At 67.8% G+C, this 16,317-nt stretch carries 19 protein-coding genes; 4 read left to right on the top strand and 15 right to left on the bottom strand.

Annotated elements, in window-relative coordinates; translation table 11 throughout:
- Nucleotides 1–92 precede the first annotated feature (92 nt).
- Nucleotides 93–1,349, top strand: a complete 1,257-nt coding sequence (locus D105_RS0104235) for a bifunctional diguanylate cyclase/phosphodiesterase (protein WP_018877601.1) — start codon at nt 93–95, stop codon at nt 1,347–1,349.
- 26 nt (nt 1,350–1,375) lie between these two features.
- Here D105_RS0104235 and D105_RS0104230 read toward each other — a convergent pair whose 3' ends face one another.
- The 3 genes from D105_RS0104230 to D105_RS0104220 all read right to left on the bottom strand — a co-directional run bounded on the left by D105_RS0104230 (nt 1,376) and on the right by D105_RS0104220 (nt 4,788).
- On the bottom strand, nt 1,376–1,954 hold the full coding sequence (locus tag D105_RS0104230) for a CPBP family intramembrane glutamic endopeptidase (RefSeq protein ID WP_018877600.1): 579 nt from the start codon (nt 1,952–1,954) through the stop codon (nt 1,376–1,378).
- A 132-nt stretch (nt 1,955–2,086) separates the two neighbouring features.
- Nucleotides 2,087–3,706, bottom strand: a complete 1,620-nt coding sequence (locus D105_RS0104225; RefSeq protein ID WP_018877599.1) for a BCCT family transporter — start codon at nt 3,704–3,706, stop codon at nt 2,087–2,089.
- A gap of 146 nt (nt 3,707–3,852) precedes the next feature.
- Complete coding sequence (locus D105_RS0104220) at nt 3,853–4,788, bottom strand: histone deacetylase family protein (protein ID WP_018877598.1); 936 nt, start codon at nt 4,786–4,788, stop codon at nt 3,853–3,855.
- A 126-nt stretch (nt 4,789–4,914) separates the two neighbouring features.
- Between D105_RS0104220 and D105_RS0104215 the strand changes: the two genes are divergently transcribed.
- Nucleotides 4,915–5,220, top strand: a complete 306-nt coding sequence (locus D105_RS0104215) for a hypothetical protein (RefSeq protein WP_018877597.1) — start codon at nt 4,915–4,917, stop codon at nt 5,218–5,220.
- Here D105_RS0104215 and D105_RS0104210 read toward each other — a convergent pair whose 3' ends face one another.
- The 7 genes from D105_RS0104210 to D105_RS0104175 form a co-directional block, all read right to left on the bottom strand.
- Nucleotides 5,221–5,487, bottom strand: coding sequence for a DksA/TraR family C4-type zinc finger protein (locus D105_RS0104210; RefSeq protein WP_018877596.1), 267 nt, complete (start codon nt 5,485–5,487; stop codon nt 5,221–5,223).
- A 120-nt stretch (nt 5,488–5,607) separates the two neighbouring features.
- Entirely contained in the window at nt 5,608–6,804 is a 1,197-nt protein-coding gene (gene trpB / locus D105_RS0104205; protein ID WP_018866128.1) for a tryptophan synthase subunit beta, read from the bottom strand.
- A gap of 319 nt (nt 6,805–7,123) precedes the next feature.
- Nucleotides 7,124–7,741 carry a phosphoribosyltransferase gene (locus D105_RS0104195; RefSeq protein WP_018877594.1) on the bottom strand — a complete coding sequence of 206 codons (618 nt, stop codon included), beginning with the start codon at nt 7,739–7,741 and terminating at the stop codon, nt 7,124–7,126.
- Nucleotides 7,734–8,312 (bottom strand): isochorismatase family protein, encoded by a 579-nt coding sequence (locus D105_RS0104190; protein ID WP_018877593.1) that lies wholly within the window; start codon nt 8,310–8,312, stop codon nt 7,734–7,736. The genes D105_RS0104195 and D105_RS0104190 overlap by 8 nt, the downstream gene beginning before the upstream one ends.
- Nucleotides 8,309–9,718: a nicotinate phosphoribosyltransferase gene (locus D105_RS0104185; RefSeq protein WP_018877592.1), complete on the bottom strand. Its 1,410-nt coding sequence runs from the start codon at nt 9,716–9,718 to the stop codon at nt 8,309–8,311. The genes D105_RS0104190 and D105_RS0104185 overlap by 4 nt, the downstream gene beginning before the upstream one ends.
- Entirely contained in the window at nt 9,715–10,248 is a 534-nt protein-coding gene (locus tag D105_RS0104180) for a macro domain-containing protein (RefSeq protein ID WP_018877591.1), read from the bottom strand. The genes D105_RS0104185 and D105_RS0104180 overlap by 4 nt, the downstream gene beginning before the upstream one ends.
- 85 nt (nt 10,249–10,333) lie before the next feature.
- Nucleotides 10,334–11,338: an LLM class flavin-dependent oxidoreductase gene (locus D105_RS0104175; RefSeq protein WP_018877590.1), complete on the bottom strand. Its 1,005-nt coding sequence runs from the start codon at nt 11,336–11,338 to the stop codon at nt 10,334–10,336.
- 93 nt (nt 11,339–11,431) lie between these two features.
- Between D105_RS0104175 and D105_RS0104170 the strand changes: the two genes are divergently transcribed.
- A complete protein-coding gene (locus D105_RS0104170; RefSeq protein WP_018876381.1) occupies nt 11,432–11,905 on the top strand; it encodes an aminoacyl-tRNA deacylase in 474 nt (157 codons plus the stop codon).
- Between the two features lie 108 nt (nt 11,906–12,013).
- Nucleotides 12,014–12,451 (top strand): nucleoside deaminase, encoded by a 438-nt coding sequence (locus D105_RS0104165; RefSeq protein WP_018866137.1) that lies wholly within the window; start codon nt 12,014–12,016, stop codon nt 12,449–12,451.
- Between the two features lie 26 nt (nt 12,452–12,477).
- On the opposite strand, the gene D105_RS0104160 is transcribed toward D105_RS0104165, so the two are convergent.
- The 5 genes from D105_RS0104160 to D105_RS0104140 all read right to left on the bottom strand — a co-directional run bounded on the left by D105_RS0104160 (nt 12,478) and on the right by D105_RS0104140 (nt 16,284).
- Nucleotides 12,478–13,548 (bottom strand): succinylglutamate desuccinylase/aspartoacylase family protein, encoded by a 1,071-nt coding sequence (locus D105_RS0104160; RefSeq protein ID WP_018866138.1) that lies wholly within the window; start codon nt 13,546–13,548, stop codon nt 12,478–12,480.
- On the bottom strand, nt 13,548–14,453 hold the full coding sequence (gene rimK, locus D105_RS0104155; protein WP_018876384.1) for a 30S ribosomal protein S6--L-glutamate ligase: 906 nt from the start codon (nt 14,451–14,453) through the stop codon (nt 13,548–13,550). The genes D105_RS0104160 and rimK overlap by 1 nt, the downstream gene beginning before the upstream one ends.
- Nucleotides 14,450–14,953 (bottom strand): ATP-dependent zinc protease, encoded by a 504-nt coding sequence (locus D105_RS0104150; RefSeq protein ID WP_018877589.1) that lies wholly within the window; start codon nt 14,951–14,953, stop codon nt 14,450–14,452. The genes rimK and D105_RS0104150 overlap by 4 nt, the downstream gene beginning before the upstream one ends.
- A 97-nt stretch (nt 14,954–15,050) precedes the next feature.
- Nucleotides 15,051–15,515 (bottom strand): DUF302 domain-containing protein, encoded by a 465-nt coding sequence (locus tag D105_RS0104145; RefSeq protein ID WP_018877588.1) that lies wholly within the window; start codon nt 15,513–15,515, stop codon nt 15,051–15,053.
- 265 nt (nt 15,516–15,780) lie between these two features.
- Nucleotides 15,781–16,284 (bottom strand): DsrE family protein, encoded by a 504-nt coding sequence (locus D105_RS0104140; RefSeq protein ID WP_018866142.1) that lies wholly within the window; start codon nt 16,282–16,284, stop codon nt 15,781–15,783.
- Nucleotides 16,285–16,317: the final 33 nt, after the last annotated feature.

Genomic DNA, 16,317 nt, shown 5'->3' with positions numbered 1-16,317 from the left:
GGTCCGCTACAGCGTTCGTGGCACACGGCCGGACCGAACGGATTCAGTCTTTTCCTGGAGGCGCCGCGCGGGCGCAATGCCGGAGCCCAGCGATGTTGTCGAATCTGTCGGACTATCCAGCCTTTCTCGAACGCCTGCAGGCGGGTTGCGGTGCGCGTTCTCCGGCCCTGGCCGTGGTCGATCTGGAGGGCCTGGGCGATATTGATGCCGCCCTGGGTTATGACGTGACGGACCGGTTGCTGCGCCAGGCCGGCGAGGCCCTGGCGACCGCCTTGCCGGGCGGGTTCGTCGGGATGATGGGACGCCACCAGCTCGCCTGCATGCTGCCCCATGTGGACGGCAGCGGATTTGCCGAGCTGGCGGGCCACAAGATGCTGCGGGTGCTGGGCGAGCCTTTTCCCTGCGGCGAGCGCGAGGTGCTCCTGTGGCCGCGGGTCGGACTGGCCCTGTCCCGGGGCGGGCGCGCCGTAGCCCCGCCGACCCTGCTGGCCCAGGCCTGTGCGGCGATGCGCAAGGCTCGGCGTGAACGGGTCCGCCTGCGCCTGCATGCCCCCGACGCAGCCGAGACGATGCTGGAGGGTGTCGACCTGTGGTCGCAGCTGGGCGATGCGATCGAGGAGGGAGCCCTGCACCTCGAGTATCAGCCGCAGATCGCCCTGGCTTCGGGGCGGGTGGAATCGGCCGAGGCCCTGCTGCGCTGGGATCACCCGGAATATGGCGCGATCCGGCCGGACACCATGGTGCGCGCGGCGGAGGGGACCGATCTGATGCCGCGCCTGACCCACTGGGTCTTCAACACCGCGTTGCGCCAGTGCGCCGAATACCGCCAGGCCGGGCTGGGCGTCGGGGTGTCGGTGAACTTTTCCGCGGATGATCTGCAGGAGCCGGAGGTGGTGGACCTGGTGGCCCAGTCGCTGGACCTCTGGGGCGTGCCACCCGAGCAGGTCACGATCGAACTGACCGAGACGGCGGTGATGGAGAGCCACGATGCCACCGCGCGCGACGCCCTGCACAGCATGAAGGGGCTCGGGCTGCGCCTCTCCATGGACGACTTCGGCATCGGCTATTCATCCATGGAGCGGCTGCTGCGCATGCCCCTGGACGAACTCAAGATCGACATGACCTTTGTCCACGAACTCAGCGCCAGTCCCCCGCATCAGCGCATCGTGGAGTCCATGGTCGGCCTTGGACACAAACTGGGCCTGACGGTCGTGGCCGAAGGGGTCGAGGACGAGGACACGCTGACCCGTCTGCGGGCCCTGGACTGTGATCTGGTGCAGGGGTTCTACCTCGGCCGGCCGGCCCGCCTGGGACACTTCATGGAGCAGATGTTGCGGACGCGCGATTGACAGCGCTGGCCTGATGCGTTCGCTACCTATCCTGTCGATCGTGAACGCAGGTACAGGTGGATCACGATCCAGTCGTACAGGGCGTGGGTGACGATGACCACCAGCAGGTTGCCGGTGAGGTGGTACAGGACCCCGAGGTACAGCCCGATGATCGTGGCGAACACGAAATACAGGCGGCTGATCGAATGGGCCAGTCCAAAGATCACCGCGGCGGCGACGATGGCCCACTCGGCGGACCAGCGTTCGGTCAGCCACCCCTGCAGCACACCCCGCACCAGCAGTTCCTCGCCCACGCCCGCGAGGATGGAGATCAGCAGCACGGCACCGGGCAGGGCGTGCCGAAAGAGCTGGTGCACAAAATCCCGCACCTGATCGGCCAGGGCACGATAGGGCTCCCAGCCACTGATGGCGAGCGCGCCTAGCAGGATCAGCATGGGCAGTACGGCGAGGGCGCCCAGGGCGGCGGCGTCCAGGCTCCACTCGATCCGCTCGGCCAGCGGGATCCCGGCAACGCGGGCCAGGATCAGGGCGAGCGGGATCAGCGCGGCCTGAAAGACCAGGCCGGCCAGCAATGGGTGCCGCGCGATGGCCTTACGCAGGCTCATGGCAGGGTGGACGGATTCATTCGCGAGAGGATGCCCGATCCCGGGGGCGGTTGTCCCGCACGAAAAAACCCCGCGCCGCCGGACGGGCGGGCGCGGGGTGGAGTGAAGGCCCTGGATGGCCCGTGGCGGTCGTCAGGTCCTGGCTTCCTCGATGCGGATCAGGGCCAGTTCGTGGAACAGCCCCTTCATCAGGCTGATGCACATCAGCAGCAGCACGATGACGAACGGCAGGCCGGTACTGACCGCCCCGGCCTGTAGGGCGTTGAGGGCCGCGGCCCCGCCAACCGCCAGCAGGACACCGGCGACCACGCCCTCGGTGGTGGCCCAGAACAGGCGCTGGGACTGCGGGGCATCGGTCTTGCCGCCCGAGGTGATGGAATCGATCACCAGCGAACCGGAATCCGACGAGGTGATGAAGAACACCAGCACCAGGGCGATGGCCAGGAACGAGGTGATCGCCGTGAACGGCAGGTGTTCCAGCATCTGGAACAGCGCCAGTGACGAGTCGGAGATGCCGTCGGCCAGGGCGCCGATCCCCTCGCGTGCCTGGTCCACACCGGAGCCGCCGAAGGCGCTCATCCAGATCACTGTGACCAGGGTCGGCACTAGCAAGACGGCGGTGACGAACTGGCGCACGGTGCGCCCGCGGGAGACGCGCGCGATGAACATGCCGACGAACGGCGACCAGGAGATCCACCAGGCCCAGAAGAAGATCGTCCAGGCGTGGTAGAAGGTCTCGTCCTCGCGCCCGACCGGGTTGCTGAGCGGCAGGATGTACTGCACGTAGCCGCCGACCGTAGTGCCGACGCTGGACAGGAACGCCAGGATGCCTCCAGCCACCATCACGAACAGCAGCAGCAGCGCGGCGAACAGCAGGTTGATGTTGCTCAGGACCTTCACGCCGCCATGGATGCCGCGCATGATCGACAGCAGGGCGATGATGGTCACGCCGATGATGATGGCGACCTGGGTATTCAGGCCGGAGTCGATGCCGAACAGGAATTCCATTCCCGAGGCGGCCTGCTGTGCCCCCAGGCCCAGCGAGGTGGCCAGGCCGAACATGGTGGCCAGTACGGCCAGGGTATCGATCACGTGGCCGATCGGCCCCCAGACGCGCTCGCCGAGGAGGGGATAGAAGGCCGAACGGATGGTCAGCGGAAGGCCCTTGTTGTAGGCGAAGAACGCGAGCGCCAGGCCGACCACCGCGTAGATCGCCCAGGGATGCAGGCCCCAGTGATACATGGTTGCGCCCAGCGCCGCCTGGCGGGATTCCTCGGTCCCGCCTTCGATGCCCAGGGGTGTGCCGAACCATTCGGTGAAGTAGCCGACGGGCTCGGCCACGCTCCAGAACATCAGGCCGATACCCATGCCGGCGGCAAACAGCATGGAGAACCAGGAGATCACGGAGAACTCCGGCTTGGCGTCCTGACCGCCAATGCGGATGCGCCCGATCGGCAGCAGGATCAGGGCCAGACAGAACAGAACGAAGATGTTGCCGGCCGACAGGAACAGCCAGTCGAAGGTACGGCCGATCCACTGGCGCGTGGCGTCGAGGTGTTCATTGGCCTGTTCCGGAAAGATCAGGGACAGGATGACGAATACGACGATCAGGAATGCGCTGACCACGAAGACCGGGTTGTGCAGGTCCAGCCCCAGCGGGTTGATATTCTGCTCGCCAATCTCGTGTTCGGTGTCGTATTCGGCTTCCAGTGCCTCTTTCTGCTTTTCGAGGTCCTGCGGATTCTCGCTCACGGTCTCCTCCTTGGCTCTTCTCCTGGCGCATGGATCGGCCGAATGTCGGCCCGTCGCAACCCTGTCGAGTAAAGACACTGCACCACAAAAATGCAAAGGGCCGGTCCAGAATGCGTTTTACCGGCGTGAGGGAGGGGCCCGGCGCCTCAGCGGCGCGACACCTCGCAGAGGGCTCGAACATGGGCCGCCGCGCTGCGCCCGAGCGACGGGAAGTCGTATCCACCCTCCAGCATGGAGACCAGGCGCCCGCCAGCGTGGCGCGCGGCGACATCGACCAGGGCGCGCGAAACCCAGGCGAAGTCGTCTTCCGCCAGGTGCAGGCTGGCCAGGTGATCGTCCCGGTGGCCGTCGAACCCGGCCGAGACCAGCACCAGCTCCGGCTGAAAGCGATCCAGGGCGGGCAGCCAGTCGCGTTCGATCGCGGCGCGAAAGGTTGCGCCGTCGGTGCCGGCGGCCAGGGGCGTGTGGATCAGGTGATCGCGTTCGGCCAGCGGCGTGCCCGGGTAGAACGGGTGCTGGAAGGAAGAGCAGTAGAGCACCCGGGGTTCCTCCCGGAAGATGTCTTCGGTCCCGTTACCGTGGTGGACGTCGAAGTCCGCGATCGCCACGCGCGCGAGGCCGTAGTGCGCCAGCGCGTGGGCGGCCGCCACCGCGATGTTGTTGAACAGACAAAAGCCCATGGCCCGCTCGCGTTCGGCGTGATGGCCGGGCGGGCGGACGGCGCAGAAGACATGGTCGGCTTCCCCTTCCATGACGGCCCGCACGCCCGCCACCCCGGCTCCGGCCGCGTGCAGCGCGGCCGTCAGCGAGCCTTTGCTCATGACGGTGTCCGCGTCCAGCATCGTCTGCTGCCCGGGAGCCGGGGCGCTGGCCCGTATCCGGGCGACATGCGCCGGGCTGTGGACCCGCCCGAGTTGCGCGTCGGTGGCCGGGGGCGCGTCCAGCAGGATCAGGCCTTCCAGCAGGCCCTCGTCGAGCAGGGCATGGCGGATGGCGTGCAGCCGGCCGGGGCGTTCCGGGTGGGTCGGACCCGGATCGTGCAGCAGGCAGTCGGGGTGCGAGATATAGGCCGTATGGGTCATGGTCAGCCTCCGTCGGGGCACCTCCTGCGAGTATAGGGGGCAGACGGCGGCCGATGCGGTGGCCCCGTGCGGCCCCAGCCGGTACGGTAGAACGCGGGATCAATCCATGGTGCAGAGGAGATGTGCATGAAGGCCTTGCTGATCGACCCGGAGAAGCAGACGATCGAGGCGGTGGAGGTGGAAGGGCGCGCGGATATCGCGCGGCTGATCGGTTTCGATACGCTCGAGTCCGACGAGATCGGTCCCGATGGTGACCGCCTGTTCTTCGACGAGGAGTGCTTCCTGCGGGGGACGACCGGGCGCTTTCAGATCGACAGCGTGATCCCGGTTTCGGGCAAGGGCCTGGTGGTGGGGAGCCTCGACGACGGCGCCAGCCTGCAGGACGTGGTGTCCGACCCGGATGCCCTGCGGGCGCGGATGAAGTACCTGTAGTTAGCGCAGCTGGCTGTCCTTGGAGGCGCGGCGGTTGTAGGGGCTGGTCGCGTGGTGCTCGGCGTCCTGCGCCTCCTGGCAGGCAATGCACAGGCGCACGCCCGGCAGGGCCTGGCGCCGTCCCTCGGGAATCCGCGCGCCGCATTCCTCGCATTCGCGCAGGCTTTCGCCGGCCGGGAGTTCGCTGCGCACGCGCTGCAGGGCATCCTCCACGGTGTGGTCGATCTGCTCCTGCTCCGCTCCGTCCTTTGCCCATCCGCCCGCCATCGCGTGCCCTCCCTTATGCGCATGCCTGCAAGGTTGAGACCGCCCGGACCGGGTGTGAAGTTCCGGCGGGCCGGGGCGGGGCGTGCCCGCCCGGGTATTTTGTTCCCCGCGTGGCAGGGGCTATCCGTGGCCGAATTCGCGGGCGACGTAGTCGATGTCCTTGTCGCCGCGTCCGGAGAGGTTGGCCAGGATGGTCGTGCCCGGGTTCTCGCGTCCGTGTTTCATGGCCCAGGCGACGGCATGCGCGCTTTCCAGCGCCGGGATGATCCCTTCGGTCCGCGATAGCTGGTAGAAGGCGTCCAGGGTCTCGTCGTCGTTGATTGCGTGGTAGGCGACGCGTTCGGTGGTCTTCAGGTAGGAGTGTTCCGGGCCGACGCCGGGATAGTCCAGCCCGGAGGCGATCGAGTGCACCGGCGCCGGGTTGCCTTCCTCGTCGGCCAGCAGCATGCACTTGAAGCCGTGGATCATGCCCGGCTTGCCATAGGTCATGGTGGCGGAGTGCTCGCCGAGCTTGGTGCCGCGCCCCAGCGGTTCCACGCCGTTCAGCTGCACCTGTTCGTCCTCGATGAAGCCGGCGAACATGCCCATGGCGTTGGAACCGCCGCCGACGCAGGCGACCACGTGGTCCGGAAGCTCGCCACCGCTCATCTCCAGGTACTGTTCGCGCGCCTCGATGCCCACCACCGACTGGAAATTGCGCACCATCAGCGGGAACGGGTGCGGCCCGACCACGGAACCGATCGCGAACAGGGCCTCGTCCGCCTGCGACAGGTAGGACTGGAAGGCCGAATCCACGGCCTCCTTCAGCGAGCGGCCGCCGAAGGAGACGGGCACCACCTGGGCCCCCATCAGCTTCATGCGGGTGACGTTGGGGGCCTCCTTGGCGATGTCGATCTCGCCCATGTGAATCTCGCACTCCATGCCGAAGTAGGCCGCCGCGGTGGCCAGGGCCACGCCGTGCTGTCCGGCGCCGGTCTCGGCGATCAGCTTCTTCTTGCCCATGTGCTTGGCGAGCAGCGCCTCGCCCATGCAGTGGTTCAGCTTGTGCGCGCCGGAGTGATTCAGATCCTCACGCTTGAGGTAGATATGCGCACCTACCGAGCGGCTCAGGTTGTGGGCGTAGTACACCGGCGTCGGGCGACCCTGATAGTGCTTGCGGATGTAGCGCAGCTCGTTCAGGAAGTCGCCCGAGCGCGCCAGGGTGCGGTAGGCGTGATTGATCTCGGCGAAATGCGGTTCCAGTTCCGGTGGCAGGAACGCGCCGCCGAATTCGCCGAAGTAGCCTTCCGGGCTGGGGAAATCCTTGAGATACGACATGGGCGGTCTCGATGCTGGATGGGTTGCGATCAGGGGGTCCGTCCGCGCGGACGCCAGGGCGTATGATCCTTCGCGCGGCGTGGGATGCCAAGCCCGAGGTGCTGAAAGGGCACTCGGTGGCGGCGGCTTGTGCTGCGGGGCGCGCCACGGCGCAGGAACCCCACTGTCATCGCGAGGCGCGCGGCGCCGTGGCGATCTCCGTGCTGGCCCCGGTGGCCGGGTGGATCCGGGGGCCTCTCCAAACGATTGCCGTGGCCCCTGCGGGGGCCTCGCAATGACGAGGGGATGGGCGGAGCTGCGGCCCCGTTCGCGCGCGCACTCAGTAGTCGAGCCGGTTGTAGCGGATCACGCGATCCAGCTCGGCGGTGCTCAGCGCGAGGCCGTAGTCCTGCTGCAGGCGGGCGTGCAGGTCGGCGGGGCTGTTCGGGGCCGGGTCCATCTCGCGGGCAAACTGGCCGACATCCTCGATGACCGCCCAGGGATAGAGGATCCAGCGCCACTCCTGTACCGCCTGGCTGTGGAAATCGGCGCGACAGGACGTTCCGGCCTTTTCGTGCAGCACCGCGGTACGTACCGCGGCGGGCTGGAAGCCCTCCAGGTGCGGGCGGGCGGTCGCCAGGGTGTCCCCGGAGTCGTTGACGTCGTCCACCAGCAGGACCCGTTCGCCGCGCACGTCGCCGGCGAGCGGGATGGTGACCGCTGCCTGCTGTTTCTCGCGGGCCCCCGAGGTGTAGTGTTCCACCTTCAGGCTCAGCAGCTTGTGCACGCGGAGGAAGTCGCAGAGAAAACGCGCCGGCATGAAGCCGCCGCGGGCAATCGCCACGATGCAGTCCGGCTGGAAGCCGCTGTCCAGGACCTGGTGTGCCAGGTCGTCGGCCGCCCGGACCACCTCGTCCACGGTGATCAGCTGGACCGGCATCTTGTTCGGTTCAGGCATACGCCGCGATCTCCACGCCGGCGGCTTTCATCTTTTTTCGGGCCTCCGCGCCGCCCTCCGGCGTAACGGGCAGCGCGGCATGCGGGATCAGGTGGACGTCAAAGCCGTTGTTGCGCGCGTCCACGGCTGTTGCCGCCACGCAGACGTCGAGGGCCAGCCCGCCCAGCCAGATCCGCGTCACGCCCCGTTTCCGCAGTTCTTCGGCCAGGCCGGTCTGGTCGAACGCGGAGTACTGGTCATGGTCGAAGCGCGTTCCCTTCGTGACCTTGATAACGCCGGCAGGCAGCGCGAGGTCCGCATGGAACCGGGCCCCGGGCGAGTCCTGCAGACAGTGTGGAGGCCAGGGGCCGCCCTGTTCCCGGAAGCTCGGGTGTCCGGCCGGGTGCCAGTCGCGGGAGGCATAGACCGGCAGTCCCAGCGCGTCCGCGGCCTCAAGCCAGCGGTTGAGCACCGGGATGACGGTGTCGCCGTGATCAATGGCCAGGGCCCCGCCGGGGCAGAAGTCGTTCTGTACGTCGACGACCAGCAGTGCGTCCCCCGTCTGAAGCTGGTGGCGTGGATCGTCCGTCATGAGACTCCCCCTTGGTGTTGCCGCTGGCCGGATGTGGCGTGCCGGGCGCGTATGGCGCGGGTGACCGCATCCTGGTGTGCCTGTAGCGCCGGGCTGACGGACACGGGGTAGGGTGTCTCCGCGGGCTCGATGGCGCGGATCGCGGGGGGCAGTTGCGCCCGCTGTTCCCGCGCGTGGTCACGCAGCGTGTCCAGGTCGCGAGGATGCGCGGGCAGGCGCTGGCCCTCGTGCATCACCGGCCGCAGTAACGGTTCCCCGGGGTGGTTTTCCGCCTGACGGGCAATGATGTCGCCCGCGAACCGGCCGCCTTCCTGGCGTCGGAAGATCTGCTTGGCGCCCGGCAGGATGGGTTTGCCGCTGGAGAGCTTGAGGCGGCCTTCTCCGGCGTACTCGGCCAGCTTGTAGGCGATATCCAGGTCCGGCACGTCGGTGGAGATACCCATGCTGGTGCCGACGCCGAAGGCGTCGATGGGTGTGTCCCGTGCCAGCAAGTCGGTGATCGCGTGTTCGTCGAGCCCGCCGCTGGCGAAGATCCCGACCTGCTGCAGTCCGGCGTCGTCCAGCATCGCCCGGGTCTGCCGGGCCAGTGTTTCGAGATCACCGGAGTCCAGGCGGATGGCGCGAACGCGGAAGGCCTCGCCCCGTTCATGGCCGAGCTGGATGACACGGCGCACGCCTTCGAGGGTGTCGTAGGTGTCCACCAGCAGCACCGTGTCCGGATAGAGGCGGGCAAAGGCGGCGAAGGCCTCGGCTTCGTCCTCGTGCGCCTGGATGTAGCTGTGGGCCATGGTGCCGCTCACCGGCACACCGTAGCGCTTGCCCGCCAGGACATTGGAGGTGCTGGCGACGCCGGCGATATGGAAGGCGCGCGCGCCCTTCAGGGCGGCGTCCAGCCCGTGCATGCGGCGGGCGCCGAAGTCGACGACCTGCCGCCCTCCGGCCGCGGTCACCAGGCGCGCGGCCTTGCTCGCCTGTACCGTCTGCAGGTGGATCTGGTTCATCACCAGGGTCTCGATCAGCTGGGCCTCGGGGAGCGGCGCGGTGACCTCCAGGATCGGTTCGTTGGCGAACACCGGGGTGCCCTCGGGCACGGCGCGGACCGTCCCGGTGAAGCGGAAGGTCTCGAGCCAGCGCAGGAAGCGTTCGGAGAAGCGGTCGAGGCCGGCCAGATAGTCGAGATCCGACAATTCGAAGCGCAGGTCTTCGAGCTGTTGCAGGACGGTGTCCAGCCCGCAGGCCAGCAGATAGTTGCGGCGCTGCGGCAGGCGGCGCACGAACAGGCTGAAGACTGCGGGTTCGTGCAGGTCCTCCTCGTAGTAGGCCTGAAGCATGGTGAGTTCGTAGAGGTCCGTGAACAGCGCCAGGCCAGGGGTGTACGGGGCGGTTGCGTGCCCGGCGCCGGTCATGCCGACAGCTCTTCCAGGATCTGCGCGTGGATCTCGAGATCGGCCTCGGTGTGCAGCACGAAGCGGATGTGGCCGACGGCGTCCAGACGCGGGGTGGCGCCAATGACCGTCTGCAGAGCGATCCGGGCGGCCTCCTCGACGGGATAGCCGAACGCCCCGGTGGACAAGGCCGGAAAGGCGATGCCGTAGACCCCGGCCTCTTCCGCCCGGAGCAGGGCATTGCGGTAGCAGTCGGCCAGCAGTCGGCTGGCCGGCTCGTCATGCCCGTAGACCGGCCCGAGGCAGTGGATCACGAAGCGGTTGGGCAGGTTGTGGCCGTCGGTCAGAACGGCCTGACCCGGTTCGATCGGCGCCAGCGGCTGGCATTCACGCTCCAGCCCCGGGCCCGCGGCACGGTGGATGGCGCCGGCCACACCACCGCCCGGTCGCAGCCAGGCATTGGCGGCATTGACGATCGCATCCATGTCGCGCTGCGCGGCGATATCGCCGGTGGTGCATTCGATGGTGACGCCGTGAACCTTGACCCGCATGTGTTCCCCTTGTCCGGAATGCCCGTGGCCTGGCCGGCCCCTGTTCCAAGCATAGGGCACTCGTCCCAATCGGGTGAACCGCGTCTTAGCGAGCGTCCCCGGCGAGCCGGTCGCGTACCGCCGCGGTCAGTTCCAGCGCGCGCCGTCGCGCCGCGTGATCGAAGGTGGAGGTGGTGACGATCAGTTCGTCAGCGCCGGTCTGCTCGAGAAACCGGCGGATCTCGGTCTCCACCGTGTCCGGTGCGCCGATCGCGGAGCAGGCCATGGTCTGCTCGACGATCGCGCGTTCGGCGCGGTCGAGCCGCTCGCGGTAGCCCTCGACGGGGGGCTGGATCGGTTCCGGGCGCCCGCGACGCAGGCTGATGAACGCCTGTTCCATGGAGCTGGCCAGGGTGCGGGCCGCGTCGTCGGTGTCGGCGGCGTACACGTTGTAGCCGAGCATCGCGTAGGGGCGGTCCAGCCATGCGGACGGTCGGAACTGATTCCGGTACAGCGCCAGTGCGTCCATCAGTTGCCCGGGAGCGAAGTGCGAGGCGAATGCGTAGGGCAGTCCCATGCGGGCCGCCAGCTGGGCGCCGAACAGGCTGGAACCCAGGATCCAGACGGGCACCTGCTGGCCGGCGCCGGGGATGGCGCGGATCACCTGGTCCGGCTGCGGATCGTCCAGGTAGCCGAGCACCTCGGCGACGTCCCGGGGGAATTCCTCGGGGTCGATGTCCGGGGCACGGCGCAGGGCGCGGGCCGTGGTCGGATCGGTCCCGGGTGCCCGGCCCAGTCCCAGGTCGATGCGGCCGGGGTACAGGGCGTTCAGGGTCCCGAACTGTTCGGCGACCACCAGGGGTGCATGGTTCGGCAGCATGATGCCGCCGGCACCCACCCGGATCTGTTCGGTGGCGGCCGCGACCTGGCCGATCACGACGGCGGTGGCGGCGCTCGCGATGCCGGGCATGTTGTGGTGCTCTGCCAGCCAGTAGCGCCGGAAGCCCAGCATCTCGGCGTGGCGCGCCAGATCCAGGGTGTTGTGCAGCGCCCGGCCGGTGTCGCCATTGGCGGTGATCGGGGCCAGGTCGAGGACGGAGAACGCGGTCATGGGTGCGATTGTACCGGCGCGGGTGTCGGGCGCAGCCGCCGGCGTTGCCGGTGGGGTCTATAGTCGGGTTAAGGCCTTGCCGGAGGGCGCGCCATGAGTATTTCCAGGACCCTGAACAACTTTCTCGACGAGCATGCGGTGACCTACCAGGTCGTGCACCATCCGCATTCCGACTCGGCCAGCCGCACGGCCGAAGCGGCCCATGTGCCGGGTGACGCCGTGGCCAAGGCGGTGCTGCTGGTCGAGGAGGACGGGCAGTACCGCCTGGCCATCGTGCCGGCCACGCGCCGCGTGAAACTGGGACGCCTGCACCGGCTGCTGGGCGAGCATGTGGGCCTGGCCACCGAGGACGAGGTGGCCCGCGTGTTTGCCGACTGCGAACGCGGCGCCATCCCCGCCCTGGGGCCGGCCTTCGGGCTGGAGACCCTGGTGGACGAAAGCCTGCTGGAGCAGCGCGACGTGTATCTCGAGGCCGGCGACCACGAATCCCTCGTGCACCTGCGCGAGGCGGATTTCCTCTACCTCCTCGGCCAGCCCCGCCGCGGCGACTTCAGCGCCCACGTCTGAGTTTCCAGCCCTGACGACACTCCGTCCCCCGAGCGAATTCGGTGTCGCGCGGCCACTTCGTCTATCGTCGGTGGCTGTCCTGCAGGAGGAGGTGGCTGGATGACGACGATGGATCCGTTTCTGGAGATGGCGCTGGACGAGGCGCGCGAGGGGCTGGGCGAGGCCGGAATCCCCATCGGGTCGGTGCTGGTGCACCGGGGCGAGGTGATCGGGCGCGGACACAACCGGCGCGTGCAGCAGGGCAGTGCCATCCTGCATGCCGAGATGGATGCGCTGGAGAACGCCGGGCGACAGCCCGCGCAGGTATACCGCGAGTGCACGCTCTACACGACGCTGTCGCCCTGCGCGATGTGCAGCGGGGCCATCGTTCTCTACGGTATTCCGCACGTGATCATTGGCGAGAATGAGTCCTTTCTCGGTGAGGAGGACTGGCTGCGCGGGCACGGCATTCAGGTGGATGTGGTGCAGGACCCGGGCTGCCGCGAACTGATGCGGTCGTTTATCGAGAACCACCCCGAACTGTGGCACGAGGATATCGGCCACTGACGCCACCTTCCGGCGACTGCGCGGGCTCAGGGGCCTTCGCGCGGGGGCGGATCGGCGTAGGGATAGTCGCTCGCCTCCAGGTTTTCCTGGAAGCTCTCGAGGCGTTCCACGGCCAGGTCGGTGCGGTTGAACTGGGCGATGTGGAACAGGGCGTCGCCCTCGTTGATCAGCGGCAGGTTGAGTTCGCCGATGATGATGCCGGAGGCGGGGGCGAGGATCTCGGTCTCGGTCTCGCCGAAGGGGTCGGAGACGATGGCCAGCCGGGTCTGGTCGCGGACGACGCGATCGCCCTGGCGCACGAAGGTCCGCAGGATGCCGCTTTGCGGCGCCCGGACCCAGCCGCTGGTGCGGGCCATGATGGGCTCCTTGCGCGGGCGCCGGCGCACGGCCGGGAGCATCTCCAGGTGGCGCATGACCTCGATGATGCCGTGTACCCCGCCGCGGATGGAGAGCTCGTCGAAGCGCAAGGCCTCGCCGGCCTCGTAGAGCAGGATCGGGATCTGGCGTTCCGCGGCCGCCTCGCGCAGGGAGCCGTCGCGCAGCGCGGAGTTGAGGATTACCGGTGCGCCGAAGGCGCGGGCGAGCTCGCGGGTTTCCGTATGGTCCAGGTTGGCGCGGATCTGTGGCAGGTTGGACCGGTGGATGGCGCCGGTATGGAGGTCGATTCCGTGCGTGCAGCGCTGGACGATCTCGCGCATGAACAGCCGCGCGACCCGGGCGCCCAGCGAGCCCTTCTGTGATCCCGGAAAACAGCGATTCAGGTCGCGCCGGTCGGGCAGGTAGCGGCTCTGGTTGATGAAGCCGTGCATGTTCACCACGGGCACGGCGATCAGGGTGCCCTTCATGCGCCGCAGGGCGGGCACCTTGAGCAGGCGGCGGATGATCTCGACGCCGTTGATCTCGTCGCCGTGGATGGCGGCACTGACGAACAGCACCGGCCCCTTGCGCCGGCCGCACAGGACCTGAACCGGCATGTTGGTGGGTGTGTGGGTGTACAGCGCCCCCAGTTCCAGCTCCACCGTGCGGCGTTCGCCCGGGCGGACGGTGATGCCGCCGATCGTGATCGGGTCGTTGCGAACGGCCCGCGGAGTCGCCATTAGCCGCGGCCCTTGGTCTTGGTCCGGTTGGGCTTGGCGTTCTTCTCGATGAAGTCGATGATCATGCCCGCCACGTCCTTGCCGGAGGCGTTCTCGATGCCTTCCAGGCCGGGCGACGAGTTGACCTCCATGACCACTGCGCCGTGGTTGGAGCGCAGCAGGTCCACACCGCAGACGTTCAGCCCCATCACCTTGGCCGCGCGCACGGCGGTGGCGCGTTCTTCCGGGGTAATGCGGCACAGCGTGGCGCTGCCGCCACGGTGCAGGTTGGAGCGGAACTCGCCTTCCTTCGCCTGGCGCTTCATGGCGGCGACGACCTTGTCGCCGATCACGAAGCAGCGGATGTCCGAGCCCTTGGCCTCCTTGATGTATTCCTGCACCAGGATGTGCTGCTTCAGGCCCATGAAGGCCTGGATGACACTCTCGGCCGCCTGCTTGGTCTCGGCCAGTACCACCCCAAGGCCCTGGGTGCCTTCCAGCAGCTTGATCACGCAGGGCGCGCCGCCCACGGTGGCCAGCAGGTCGTCGATGTCGTCCGGCGAGTGTGCAAACCCGGTGACCGGCAGGCCGATACCGCGGCGCGACAGGAGCTGCAGGCTGCGCAGCTTGTCGCGCGAGCGCGAGATGCCGACGGACTCGTTCAGCGGATAGACGTTCATCATCTCGAACTGGCGCAGCACGGCGGTGCCGTAGAACGTGATGGACGCCCCGATGCGCGGGATGACCGCGTTGAACTGGTCGAGGATGTCACCCTTGTAGTGGATCTGCGGGTTGTGCGCGGTGATGTTCATGTAGCAGCGCAGCGGGTCCACCACACGGACCTCGTGGCCCCGCTGGTCGGCGGCCTCGACCAGGCGTCGGGTGGAGTAGAGCTTGCTGTTACGCGAGAGGATGCCGAGTTTCATTCAGGCGCCTGCTGGGCTGTCGGGGTGGACGGACGATGGCTGGCAATGAACGAGGCCTGGGGATCGACCAGGAAGCGACCCCGCATGGCCTCGCGGCCAAGCAACATGCGAAAGAGCATGGTATCGCGGCTGGTCAGGGAAAGCTCAACGGGCAACAGCAGCGGGCCCAGTTGCACGCGGGTGGCGATGAAATAGCGATCGCCGCTGTGTCCGCCGGAGTCGGTGACGCGGCGGATGTCCAGTACCGGGGCCTCGCACCAGACCTCGGTTGTGGCGTCGTGCTGGTGAGGGTGAATGCCGAAGCGTACCCATTCGTGACTGTCCCGGGTGAACGGCTCGATGTGGAAGGTGTGGAGCGCAGAGCTGCGCGCGCCGGTATCGACCTTGCACTTGATGTCGGGGATCCCGAGATCGGGGAGCCCGACCCATTCGCGCCAGCCGAGGATGGGCGCCTCGCGGGTTTGCGGTGTAGTTTGGCTGGAAGGGGACGGGTGATCCACGTCGGCTCCCGGTGCGGGTGGAAGCCTCACTATAGCGAATCACCCGCCCGCTGCGAGCGGCCGGGGACACTTGGTTGCATGTGACCCCGAGGAGGGCTCAGTCCTCCGCGATGGCCGCGTTGGTCAGGTTGTCCAGCGCATTGCTCATGGTGTCCAGGATGTCGTCCCGGTCGTCGATTCCGTGGCGTTCGGCCATCCATTCCGGGTCGTTGTAGGCCAGCCAGGTCTGGCCGTCGTCATCGGTCCAGGCCAGCGCCTTCATCGGCAGGTCGATGCCCGCGGTCTGCTGGCTGGTGAACATGTGGCTGCCCAGTGCCGGGTTGCCGAACAGCAGGAGTTCGGTAGGACCGAGGTCGATGTCCACACCGTCGGCCTTTGCCGCATGGTCCCAGCGCAGGGCGACGCCGACGTCGTTGGCTGCGAGCGCGTTCTCCAGCCGATCCAGGGTCTCGGAGGCCGAATGCGGGCTGGCCTTGGCGATCATGCCGGGGACGTCGACGGCCAGCGCCGGTGTCGCGGTCAGGGCCAGGGGCAGCAGGGCAGTGAGCAGAGTCTTTTTCATGACGAGGTCCTTGTCTCGGGGAGAATCGAACAGGTCGGGCCGGAGAGCGGTGGGGCGTTGCCCCGGGTTGCACCTGCGTGGAAAACCCAAGGCGGGGAAGGTAGACGATCGATACAGATTTTGCAGGGCCCCTCGCGACGATGGTCGGTTCGGGGCCTGAATTCGGGGGGGCAGTCTGCCGGGGCGGGCGGACGCCGGCCATGTTCGAGCGGCCGGAAAAAAGGCTCCGGCGTCCGCCAGAGGGCGGCAGGTGCCGAGGCCTGCGTCACTGCATCAGCAGGTAGCCTTCATGCTGCAGTTCGATGATCTCGGCGTCGGCCATCGGCACGACGTTCACGAAGCCGTGGATGTCCTCGAGCTCGATCCCGCGCAGGCGGGCGGAGGCTTCGCACATGCGGAACTCGATATTGCCGGCCTGTGTCAGCGACCGGGCGCGGCGCATCAGTTCTTCGTGCTCGTCGAATTCGTCGCGGGTGAAGTAAGGCACTTCCTGCCCGTGCAGCACCATCACGATGTGCGATTCGAACGGGTCGGCCTCGTAGACATTGTTCAGCATGCTCACCCGATCCAGCACCATTTCCAGCTCGCGCGGGCTGCTGGTGTAGACGTCATAGACCACCTTGCGGGGCTCGTAGGGGCGATCCATCTTCTCGGCGGAACCCCACGGCAGGTTGTCATCCGCGCCGGCGACGAGGGGGAGGGCCAGCAGGCTGACGGCGGCCAGCAGGATCAGCAGCAGTCGGGTTACGGGACGGTTTTTCCGGTTCATGAGTGGCTCCTTGGTTGCTTTGCCTCGTGGAGG

It is taken from the genome of Thioalkalivibrio sp. ALE28 (assembly GCF_000377425.1).
Lineage (GTDB): Bacteria > Pseudomonadota > Gammaproteobacteria > Ectothiorhodospirales > Ectothiorhodospiraceae > Thioalkalivibrio.
Note: the sequence above shows the minus strand (reverse complement) of the source record. Positions and strands in the feature narration are given on the sequence as shown.

Excerpts from the sequence above, each read along its gene's own strand:
- D105_RS0104145 (WP_018877588.1), bottom strand. The coding sequence starts at position 15,515 with ATGAAAAAGACTCTGCTCACTGCCCTGCTGCCCCTGGCCCTGACCGCG.
- D105_RS0104230 (WP_018877600.1), bottom strand. The coding sequence starts at position 1,954 with ATGAGCCTGCGTAAGGCCATCGCGCGGCACCCATTGCTGGCCGGCCTG.
- D105_RS0104185 (WP_018877592.1), bottom strand. The coding sequence starts at position 9,718 with ATGACCGGCGCCGGGCACGCAACCGCCCCGTACACCCCTGGCCTGGCG.
- D105_RS0104235 (WP_018877601.1), top strand. The coding sequence starts at position 93 with ATGTTGTCGAATCTGTCGGACTATCCAGCCTTTCTCGAACGCCTGCAG.
- D105_RS0104190 (WP_018877593.1), bottom strand. The coding sequence starts at position 8,312 with ATGACGGACGATCCACGCCACCAGCTTCAGACGGGGGACGCACTGCTG.
- D105_RS0104210 (WP_018877596.1), bottom strand. The coding sequence starts at position 5,487 with ATGGCGGGCGGATGGGCAAAGGACGGAGCGGAGCAGGAGCAGATCGAC.
- D105_RS0104195 (WP_018877594.1), bottom strand. The coding sequence starts at position 7,741 with ATGCCTGAACCGAACAAGATGCCGGTCCAGCTGATCACCGTGGACGAG.
- trpB (WP_018866128.1), bottom strand. The coding sequence starts at position 6,804 with ATGTCGTATCTCAAGGATTTCCCCAGCCCGGAAGGCTACTTCGGCGAA.
- D105_RS0104220 (WP_018877598.1), bottom strand. The coding sequence starts at position 4,788 with ATGACCCATACGGCCTATATCTCGCACCCCGACTGCCTGCTGCACGAT.
- D105_RS0104140 (WP_018866142.1), bottom strand. The coding sequence starts at position 16,284 with ATGAACCGGAAAAACCGTCCCGTAACCCGACTGCTGCTGATCCTGCTG.
- D105_RS0104215 (WP_018877597.1), top strand. The coding sequence starts at position 4,915 with ATGAAGGCCTTGCTGATCGACCCGGAGAAGCAGACGATCGAGGCGGTG.
- D105_RS0104165 (WP_018866137.1), top strand. The coding sequence starts at position 12,014 with ATGGATCCGTTTCTGGAGATGGCGCTGGACGAGGCGCGCGAGGGGCTG.
- D105_RS0104160 (WP_018866138.1), bottom strand. The coding sequence starts at position 13,548 with ATGGCGACTCCGCGGGCCGTTCGCAACGACCCGATCACGATCGGCGGC.
- D105_RS0104180 (WP_018877591.1), bottom strand. The coding sequence starts at position 10,248 with ATGCGGGTCAAGGTTCACGGCGTCACCATCGAATGCACCACCGGCGAT.
- rimK (WP_018876384.1), bottom strand. The coding sequence starts at position 14,453 with ATGAAACTCGGCATCCTCTCGCGTAACAGCAAGCTCTACTCCACCCGA.
- D105_RS0104175 (WP_018877590.1), bottom strand. The coding sequence starts at position 11,338 with ATGACCGCGTTCTCCGTCCTCGACCTGGCCCCGATCACCGCCAATGGC.
- D105_RS0104170 (WP_018876381.1), top strand. The coding sequence starts at position 11,432 with ATGAGTATTTCCAGGACCCTGAACAACTTTCTCGACGAGCATGCGGTG.